The organism is Pseudomonas syringae pv. coryli str. NCPPB 4273, from assembly GCF_000972175.1.
In the GTDB taxonomy this organism is placed as follows: Bacteria; Pseudomonadota; Gammaproteobacteria; order Pseudomonadales; family Pseudomonadaceae; genus Aquipseudomonas; species Aquipseudomonas syringae.
In genome coordinates, this window is record NZ_AWQP01000060.1 from 26,897 (window position 1) to 35,992 (window position 9,096).

13 protein-coding genes are annotated in these 9,096 nt (G+C 58.3%); 4 read left to right on the top strand and 9 right to left on the bottom strand.

The features are described 5' to 3' along the window. Nucleotides 1–15 precede the first annotated feature (15 nt). The 9 genes from P406_RS22095 to P406_RS22125 form a co-directional block, all read right to left on the bottom strand. Nucleotides 16–1,512 (bottom strand): phage tail sheath subtilisin-like domain-containing protein, encoded by a 1,497-nt coding sequence (locus P406_RS22095; protein WP_003411732.1) that lies wholly within the window; start codon nt 1,510–1,512, stop codon nt 16–18. A gap of 18 nt (nt 1,513–1,530) precedes the next feature. Beyond that, nucleotides 1,531–1,719 (bottom strand): DUF2635 domain-containing protein, encoded by a 189-nt coding sequence (locus P406_RS22100; RefSeq protein WP_046237374.1) that lies wholly within the window; start codon nt 1,717–1,719, stop codon nt 1,531–1,533. Next, nucleotides 1,716–2,306, bottom strand: coding sequence for a phage tail terminator protein (locus P406_RS22105; RefSeq protein WP_044309483.1), 591 nt, complete (start codon nt 2,304–2,306; stop codon nt 1,716–1,718). Before P406_RS22105 ends, P406_RS22100 begins: the two co-directional genes overlap by 4 nt. A 46-nt stretch (nt 2,307–2,352) precedes the next feature. Further along, the gene (locus tag P406_RS22110) at nt 2,353–2,691 is read right to left on the bottom strand and encodes a lipoprotein (RefSeq protein WP_046237375.1); all 339 of its coding nucleotides are present in this window, start codon (nt 2,689–2,691) and stop codon (nt 2,353–2,355) included. Beyond that, nucleotides 2,672–3,061, bottom strand: coding sequence for a hypothetical protein (locus P406_RS22115; protein ID WP_003411734.1), 390 nt, complete (start codon nt 3,059–3,061; stop codon nt 2,672–2,674). The genes P406_RS22110 and P406_RS22115 overlap by 20 nt, the downstream gene beginning before the upstream one ends. A gap of 128 nt (nt 3,062–3,189) precedes the next feature. Then, nucleotides 3,190–3,597, bottom strand: a complete 408-nt coding sequence (locus tag P406_RS29115) for a hypothetical protein (protein ID WP_143524641.1) — start codon at nt 3,595–3,597, stop codon at nt 3,190–3,192. A 123-nt stretch (nt 3,598–3,720) separates the two neighbouring features. Further along, a complete protein-coding gene (locus tag P406_RS22120) occupies nt 3,721–4,551 on the bottom strand; it encodes a lipid II-degrading bacteriocin (RefSeq protein ID WP_046237376.1) in 831 nt (276 codons plus the stop codon). A 15-nt stretch (nt 4,552–4,566) separates the two neighbouring features. After that, on the bottom strand, nt 4,567–4,752 hold the full coding sequence (locus P406_RS28240; protein ID WP_010438983.1) for a Com family DNA-binding transcriptional regulator: 186 nt from the start codon (nt 4,750–4,752) through the stop codon (nt 4,567–4,569). Nucleotides 4,753–5,018: 266 nt separating this feature from the next. Next, complete coding sequence (locus P406_RS22125) at nt 5,019–5,462, bottom strand: hypothetical protein (RefSeq protein ID WP_046237377.1); 444 nt, start codon at nt 5,460–5,462, stop codon at nt 5,019–5,021. Nucleotides 5,463–5,651: 189 nt separating this feature from the next. On the opposite strand from P406_RS22125, the gene P406_RS22130 reads away from it, so the two are divergent. The 4 genes from P406_RS22130 to estP all read left to right on the top strand — a co-directional run bounded on the left by P406_RS22130 (nt 5,652) and on the right by estP (nt 9,057). Next, the gene (locus tag P406_RS22130; protein WP_046237378.1) at nt 5,652–6,263 is read left to right on the top strand and encodes a LexA family protein; all 612 of its coding nucleotides are present in this window, start codon (nt 5,652–5,654) and stop codon (nt 6,261–6,263) included. A gap of 153 nt (nt 6,264–6,416) precedes the next feature. Beyond that, nucleotides 6,417–6,665 carry a DUF1654 domain-containing protein gene (locus P406_RS22135; protein WP_002551908.1) on the top strand — a complete coding sequence of 83 codons (249 nt, stop codon included), beginning with the start codon at nt 6,417–6,419 and terminating at the stop codon, nt 6,663–6,665. Between the two features lie 121 nt (nt 6,666–6,786). After that, a complete protein-coding gene (locus P406_RS22140) occupies nt 6,787–7,029 on the top strand; it encodes a pyocin activator PrtN family protein (protein ID WP_003316268.1) in 243 nt (80 codons plus the stop codon). A 105-nt stretch (nt 7,030–7,134) separates the two neighbouring features. Then, a complete protein-coding gene (gene estP / locus P406_RS22145; protein WP_046237379.1) occupies nt 7,135–9,057 on the top strand; it encodes an esterase EstP in 1,923 nt (640 codons plus the stop codon). The last annotated feature ends 39 nt before the right edge of the window (nt 9,058–9,096 follow it).

Sequence of the window (9,096 nt, forward strand, 5' to 3'; positions counted from 1 at the left end):
AAGGGTTGGTTAGGCTTATGCCGCTTCGTCGTACTGCAAGCGGAACTGGTTGAGCAGCGCGAACACGCGCAGGCCGTTGATGTAGTCAGGCGGGAACATCACGTTCACGCGGCTTGGGTCATTGCCATCACGCTCGACGATCAGATGCTGGGCGAACGTTTCGGCGTTCTCCACATGACCCTCTTCTTCAAGACGTGCGTACTGCGCAATCAACTCGCCACGGATGGTGCTCGGCGTGATGATCGGCTGGCCGGCACCGAAGCGCGTGCCATCGTTGGCCAGCTTGTGGCGGCCGTACTTGCTGGTGATGATGCCTTGCAGACGACGGATGATGAACGCCGACTGGTGCATGGTTTCGCTGTCCAGGTACGAGTTGTCAGCCTGGCCGTAAGCGTTCTTCTGATAGGTGGTGATCGAACGCTGAATGCGCACGTAACCGCCTTCGTAGTACGCCGTTGCGATGCCGTAACGCAGCAGCGACTCACGCTCGGTCAGGGTGAAACGCTGACTGGCCGGAGCCGGATCAATGCCAGGCATGGTGCCGCTCTGGGTCGGACGGCTGGCGTCGGCAGAGATGAACACCGCCGTGCGCGCAGCCAGTGCAGCGGCTTGCAGCCAGACCGGTTGCGGCACACCGTTTTCCACACCCTGAAGGGTGATGTGCTGATCGTTGCGCAGTTGACCTGCGGCCACCAGCGTACCGACCGTGCCGCGCTTGGCGCTATAAACGTGACCGTACAGCTGACGCGCCCAGCTCCAGCGACCAGTGCTGTCGTCCATTGCCGCCTTCCAGGCATCCAGCGTAGCGGTGTCGGTCCAAGGCATGCAGATGAACTCGAACGGCTCATCGCCCAACGCAGCCAGTGCCTTGAGCTGATCAGGCGTACCCACGCCGCCGGTCATGGCGGTGACGGCCGCCGTCAGGCCGGCAGGAATGACTTCGCCATTGGTCTTGCCCTGGCGATTGAATTCCAGCTGTACGTCGTTGCCGCTTGCCCCGCTCCATTTGCAGGAAAGGGTCAGCACACCCGCTTCGACAGCCGCAATGATCGGCAGGTCAGGCGTGGCATTGATTTTCACCGACAGTGCCGTGGCCGCCTGGGCAGCGGTTGCGCCATTAACGACAGTAGCCTGCACTCGCATGCCGCCGACATACAGGTTCAGCAGACCGGCTTCGGTCGCCGCCCCGGTGAGGGTGACTTTCGCGCTGGCCTTGGCGCCTTCGGTATTGAGCAGCGGCAGGCACCAGACTTCGCCGGTGGGATCCGCCTTGCGCCAGGTTTCATACATGGCGGCCAGCATGGAGCCCTGACCGCCGATGTTTTTCGCCAGCGCCACACTCGGCACCAGCACCAGAGAACCCAGTTCGGGGCCGGACACATCGTCGTTGACCTGCGCAACGATCAGTCGACGCATGCTGGCCGACGCGCTGTTGGCGGCCGAGTTGTCCATCTCCGCATAAAACAGCGGAACGCGAACATCGGATGGAATGTTGTTAAAGCTGATAGCCATTGTTTGGCTTCCTCTTGGTTAAGCCGTGAAGGCTTGATGGGTGGTGGTGGATTGCTCGGTTTTAAGGGTGACGTCGCCGTCGTTCTGACGACGCTGCCACCAGGCGTTGAAGGTCACCTGCCGGCCTTCGACGGGCAGCAAATCGCCCGCCTCCGGATCCGGCACAGTGCGGCCCTCGGCCGGTACTACAGTGATGCGTTGAGTCATGGGGTTACCTCTGCTGTGAACTTCGCTTCGATACGGCCATCAGGGCCGGGGGATTTCAGATTCGGATCTGCGGGGTCAACGCAGTCCATCTCGAGGGTGGCGCCGGTAAACCCGGGCAAACCATCCAAATACGCTTCGTGCCAGGTCTCGGCAGGCTGATCGGAGGTATTGCGGCCCAGTTGAAACTGCGCTGCAAAGCCGAATCGATACGTCACCCGGTCGCCGCTGATCTGCACCAGCGCGCCACCGGTGTACTGCATCGCGTCGTAATCGTGATCCGGGTTCCAGCCCACCAGTGCACGCCACAGTTCGGCGCGCAGGGCATGCAGTTGCTCACTGGCTTCCTGCCCGCGCTTGTCACCGCCATCGAGCACCACCACGACATCGATCGTGTCGGTGATGTTCTGGCGAATGACGTTCTGCAAATCGTTGGCGGTGGACTGATCGCCAGTGGCAATCACGTACGCCGACGGGTGAGCGAGCTGATCGCCGAGGGCGACCGCAGCCCAGTCGATACCGGCACTGATTCGCCCGGCAAAGCTGGGGCAGGTCGCCTGCAAATGGGCAACTATCGGGGTTATCTTCATGAGGGGTTCCGCGTGTGTTGAAGGTTGATTGCGGCGTGGGAGACGCCTACTGGTTAGCCTTGCACAACGCCTCATCAGCCTTGTCTGCAGCACGGCTGGCCGCGTGAGCGGCCTGATTGGCAATCGATGCAGCACTCTCGACCCTGTCCGCCGCCTGGGTAGTGGTTTCGGCCAGCCTGTCCAGGCGCCGGTCGCGCTTACCCAGCGCTGCGTCGTAGGCATTGCGAACCTCGGCCAGCTGCTGCGTATGCTCGGCATTCGCCGACCACTGCCCGGCCTGAAAACCGAGCATCAGGCAGCCAGCGATCAGCAGCATGGAAATCAGCCAGACCTCCAGGCGCCGCCACCAATGGCGAGCGATGAAATCAATTGCGCATCTGTGCATCGTTTGCACCTCCGAGTTGAGATCGCAGCCGGGCTATTTCGGCGCTTTGCGTGGTGACCTTGTCGGTGAGCTGGACGATGTGGCTGGTGAGGGCTTCAATCTTGCCTTCCATCCGGCCAACCGCGGCAGCGAGCTCGTTGCGCTCCTTGGCGAACTGGTCAGCCCGCGCTTCAGCTTCCTTGCGCGCCTGGCGCTCGGAGTCGAGCAGCTCATTGAGACGGCGAACCGTGCCGATGTCCGCGTTGTCCATCGCCCGGTCTGTTGCATCTCTGGAAAGAAACTTGCGCAGCCATAAAAAGCCGCCAAGCAGAATTGTGCCCGTGCCGCCCAGCCAGGTAGCTGTGCCTGGGCCTAGGTCGGTTGGGTCCATGGGTACTCCAGATACGAAAAAGCCCCGGCAGATGCCGAGGCCTGGGATAGCCGTGCGTGTCAAATCAATGTTCAACTGCACGTAAAGCAGAAACTTGAGCTCGAGAAAAAAGCACCTGAAATCAGACGCTAGCCCAAATCTTTCTTTTTTGAAAACAAGGAATAAGCACCGAGGGTCGATATCAGTGATAACAAGCAGGCAAAGACTCCACTCAGTGAATCCAAAGCGTAACCGGCGCTTACCAACGTGGCGAGACAGGTCGAGAGCAGCAGAGGCGCGAAAAGAGCGAATCGAATCACCCTCCCCATTCTGCTGACACTGGAGGTGAACCACTCTAATAATCTTCCGGCCACAGCCAGGAGAAAAGATAGGGCTCCCAATCCAACAAGCGCAACAAAGTAAATAGCCACCGGTGGCAGCCCATAGGTATCAGAAGGCTGTAGCGGATTTTCACTGCTCCCGCTAATGGATAAGCCTAAAACACCTAGAGCGAGTGGAAATGATAAAAAAACAAAATTCCTGCGTAACGCAGCCATTGTCAATCCCTATGAAAAGAGGTCCGAACGACTAGAAAAACAGTTCACGCCTGCCTGTCTTTTTTACAGATCAGTCAACGCTGGCTACGCCACTGCTTAAGCACTACCTGTCATGCCTTTGGCCTAGTTGCCACTGACCGTAACCGGCAACGAACCGGGAATTTCGATCGAGTACGAAGTAAACGGAATGGCACTCAACACCGAAGTAAGATTTTCACCCAGCCATCCCCGATGATTGGACGGATTGGCATCGTAGACATCATTGAAGGCGCGAATCTCGCCCGAGAATGTCCATGCTCCACTCGAGCTTTTATCAATAGTTCCCACCAGCCTGAGTGTAATGTTCCCCAGCGTCAGCCAAGACGCGTTGGAATCCTTGCCGACATCATAGGCGAAGTTGACATCGAGCGAGCTGGTGCCAACTGGGCGTACGCTCTGGATAGCATTCATTACATCAGGGATACCACGGATATCGACGTTAAGCCCGACATTTTGAATAGGGAACATAACGGGTGCGCCCAAACCAAACATGCCATGAGCCAGTGCATGAAATGGTGTCATAAGGCCCCCAGATAACACATGGTTGGCTGGCGGATACTTGATGATATGTTCGTTGATCTGCTGAGTTCTACCTATGTCAGTCGCGATTTCGTTGTAAGCCGTTCGAAGGTCGCGCCCTTCAGCCTCACGCTGATCGGCCGCTGCCAGGGTCTTTAAAGCAACCCTGGATTGAATCCCGAAGCTGTCTCGCATCGCTTGATCCTGAAACGTGGCAAGGCAGTTGGGGCTGCAATACAAATCACCCTGAAGAAGCAGCACAGTCGCTACAGGATTCTGCATACCCCGCGGAAAGCTTTGACCAGCATTAAGGTCTTGACCACGGTAGGTACCATTACCGCCCGTGCTAATTTCAGGATAAGGGGTGATGTACGTCGGAGGAAGCTCAATGGGCATTGGTTTTACCTTTTATTAGTTTATGTTCGCGGAGGATTCCGCTTTTTTGTGTAGCCTCAAAGGCGATGACTCATGGCTCGCGGCCTTCACACGACTCAGCGCTCCGCATCGGGAAGACTTGCTCTGGAGCTCAGTATGGTCACCCATGCGAGCCAGCAGTTTCCAGCACTGCCCGCATCGAAAGTCTTTCAATATGTACATTGGCCTCCGTGTGCCTGGCCCAATAAAAAACCCCGCAGAGGCGGGGTTCGAGGTGGGTCGCGAGTGACCGGATGTTGCTGTTGATCAGTCTGTTTCCGGCTGCTGCCCTGAGGCGCAAATCGCATATCGTGGGACCTTTTTACCCCCCTCCGGAAAGCCTGGGAAGGGGCAGTTTCGGGGTGGGTCGAGTTTGACCGGAGTTCAACACGAGTTCGGCCACAGCTGTGCAATCGACCCGGATAAACGGCGTGAAACCGTGTCTTCATTTACCTATGTGCAGCCTTGTCGACGACCGCGTTATTGCTTCTGGAAGCGCTGCGCTCAGCGAGAATCGCCAGCACTTGCTGGTGAAGCTTGTTGATCCAGTTGCGATAGGTGCGGTCTGCGCCCTCATTAATGCCCACCAGGCGCATCTGCTCGCGCACCGGCAACGACTCGACATAACGCAATGTCGCCAGCTGGGCCAGTTCAGGCCCGCGGCTCTTTGCCGGGCTGCGTGACAGCTGCGCAATGGCCGCCTCCACTTCGCTGCTTATATAGTCCAGACCGCTGCCATTGCCCACCAGCGCGCGCGAGCCGGGTGTGCGACGCGGAATGTACGCGCCCCATTCCATGATCCCGGCCATCGGGCTGCTCAGTCCGCCGCCCAGGCCAATGCGCATGCGCTGTTCACCCCAATGCTGCATCACGGCTTCTATTTTCTCGATCATCGTGTCTCTCCTGTAGGACCTTTCCGAAACGCTGCGCAGCGTCTTTCGCTGCACAGGACCAAGGACTTACAATACATTCTGTATTTTTATGACACAACGAAGCATTACATTATGTATATTGCTCAACACCCTACAGCCTGTATGATTCGACGCATGAACAGAAAATGGTATGAAGTCGCAAGACAGGTCATGGACACCCAGGAAATCAGCCAGGAAGAGATGGCTGAGCGGATGGGCGTGACGCCCGGCGCGGTAGGGCATTGGCTGAATGGCAAGCGTGAGCCGAAGATCGAGGTCATCAATCGATTTCTGACCGAGCTCGGCCTGCCGATTCTCACCACCTCCATCCCGACCAGCGAACCCGGCATGCACAACGTGGAGCACACGGTGCAGCCTTCGCGTTTCTATCGCTACCCGGTCATCAGTTGGGTAGAGGCCGGTGGCTGGAGTGAAGCCGTCGAGCCCTACCCTGCCGGCTATTCGGACACCTTCGAGATCAGCGACTATAAAGCCAAGGGCAGAGCCTTCTGGCTGGTGGTCCGTGGCGATTCGATGACCGCGCCCGCAGGCCAGAGCATTCCAGAAGGCATGTTGATTCTGGTCGACACCGGAATCGAGCCCACTGCCGGCAAGCTGGTCATCGCCAAGCTGCCGGAAAGCAACGAGGCCACGTTCAAAAAACTCGTCGAAGACGCCGGACGCTACTTTCTCAAGCCGCTGAACCCCGCCTACCCGACACTTGCGGTGACCGAGGAGTGCAAGCTGATCGGTGTCATCAGGCAGATGACCATGCGTCTCTGAATCCCCGCACGCCCCGCCCAAGCCCCGATAATCGGGGCTTTTTCATGTCACCTGTTTCAACCCTGGCATGTGTCCGTGTAGGAAACATTTGTAGCTTGCGTGAGAAACAGCCCTCAATTACTGTATGCACATACAGTAAAAAGGAGTTCACTCATGCTCAAGCAGTTCCCCGACACCTCGCAACATGACGCTTACCTGGCCTTGGCACAGCGCATTCAGGACGCTATCACCAGTGACAAGGCGCAGATCGAGCATCAGGTCCTGCTGATCAGGGAGCCTGGCGAGTCGGTGGCTCACTGGGAGCGCATCATGGATCAGATCAGCGAGGCCGAAGGCATCAGCGTGACCCGCAACCCGGAAAACGGCACTGCTCGTGTGTCCTGGTACATCGATTCCCTGTGAGACGGACGATACAAATTGTATTTAAAATACAAACTGTATTGTCACGAAACGCTACATATCGTATTGTTTGTCTGCACCCCATCTCGGGAGTACTCACATGCAAACCACAGGGAGTCATGGAATGAACGAAATACTGGATCAACTTCGCAAAGAATTCGCCACGCCGTGCCCTTCACTGAGCGCCGTCAGAGAGCGTTATTTTTCGCACCTGTCGAACGACAGGAATCTGCTGCGTAAGATCAACGCAGGACGCATCGACTTGAAGGTCAGCCGTACAGGCGGCAGTCGCCAGGGTCATCCCTTCGTGTACCTGCACGACCTGGCCAACTACCTGAGCGCCATCGTGACCAACAGGGCCGCCTGAGGTCAAAAAAGCACCGCCGCAGCGCGATAATGTTCATCGAACTTTGCAGTCATGAAAAATCTTGCTACGTTTCTGGTACAAAACAAAAACAATCGGGATCCTTTCATGACCAAGACATCAAGGCGCTGGCCCTTCGCGGCCTGCCTGCTATCGCTTGCCTGCGGCACCGCTGCCGCTGCGCCCTATTCGACCATGGTGGTGTTCGGTGACAGTCTGGCCGATGCCGGGCAGTTTCCCGACACCGCAGGGCCCAGGGGTTCCACGCTCAGGTTCACCAATCGTGTCGGCCCCACTTATCAGGACGGCAGCGGTGAAGCGTTCAACCTGAACTCGTCGACGCTGATCGGCAGGATGCTCGGTGTGCCGGCAGGAGATCTGGCGGCCTCGACGTCGCCGGTCAATGCTGCGCTGGGCGCACCCGATGGCAACAACTGGGCAGTCGGCGGTTATCGGACCGACCAGATTCTTGACTCGATCAACTCGCAATCCACCGTCGTCGATCCGAACACCGGCACATTGCTACGCAGCCGGACCGGTTACCTGCCCGCCAACAGTTTTCGCGCCGACCCCAACGCTCTTTATTACCTGACCGGGGGCGGCAACGATTTCCTGCAAGGTCGTGTGTTGAGTGCCAGCAGCGCCGCGCAAGCTGCCAATCAACTGGCGGACAGCGCGCAAGCCCTGCAACAGGGCGGTGCGCGCTACATCATGGTCTGGTTGCTGCCGGATATCGGTAAAACGCCAGCCTTGAGCGGCTCGCCGCTGGCCTCGGCAACGTCCGCACTCAGCGCGGGCTTCAATCAGCAACTGGTCAGCCGGCTGGCACAGATCAATGCCCAGATCATTCCGCTGAATGTTCCGTTGCTGATCAATGAAATCCTCGCTCAACCGGCACGCTTCGGGTTCGACCCCAACGAGAATCTGGTGACTACCTGTTTCAGCGGCGACAGCTGCCGGGAAAGCACCACCAACGGCAGGTCCAGTGCGACGCCGAATCCGAGCCGGCTGTTCTTCAATGATCGCGTGCACCCGACCGAGGCCGGACAGAGGTTGCTGGCCGACTACGCGTACTCGCTGCTTTCGGCACCCTGGGAAATCTCTCTGCTGCCGGAAATGGCCAATGGCACGCTGCGTATGCATCAGGATGAAATTCGCGCCCAGTGGCTCAGCGACTGGGGCAACTGGCAAGGTGTCGGGCAGTGGCAGAGCATGCTTTCCGCAGGCGGTCAGAAAATGGACTTCGACGCGCAGGACAGCTCGGCTGATGCTGACGGAAGAGGCTATAACCTGACCATCGGCGGCAGCTATCGGTTTGCCGAATACTGGCGTACAGGGGTTGTTGCCGGTGCGTACCGCCAGAGTCTTGAGGCAGGGCCACGGGACTCTGACTACAAACTCAATAGCTACATCGCCACTGCGTTCCTGCAGTATCAGGCCAACCACTGGTGGGGTGATCTGGCGGTGTCGGGCGGCAAGCTGGATTACGAAAATGCCGAGCGCAAGTTCGCGCTGGGCGTCAGCGAAGGTCAGGAAAAAGGTGATACCGACGGCGAAATGTGGGCTGTCAGTGGTCGAGTCGGTTTCGACATCGCAGGCCCGACCAGCCGCTGGCATCTGTCGCCTTTCGTCAGCGCCGATTACGCGCACATCGATGTCGACGGCTACTCGGAAAAGGGCGACCGTTCAACGGCGCTGACCTTCAGTGACCAGACGCGCAAATCGCGGCGTGCAGGCGTGGGTGTGCAGGGCAAATTCCAGGTGACACCGAGCACGCAGGCATGGGGCGAAGTGGCCCATGAAAGGGAGTTCGAGACCGATCAGCAGGACGTGACCATGGCGCTCAACAGTGTCCAGTCAGTCGGTTTCACGCTAGAAGGCTATACACCGCAACGCGACCTGAACCGGGCCACGCTGGGCGTCAGCCAGAAGCTGACTCAGGACCTGACACTGCGCGGCAACTACAACTGGCGCAAGAACGACGACGTGACCCAGCAAGGGGTGAATGTCGCGTTGAGTCTGAGTTTCTAGACTGCCCGCTGGACAGCCTGACTATCGTGCGACGCTCCG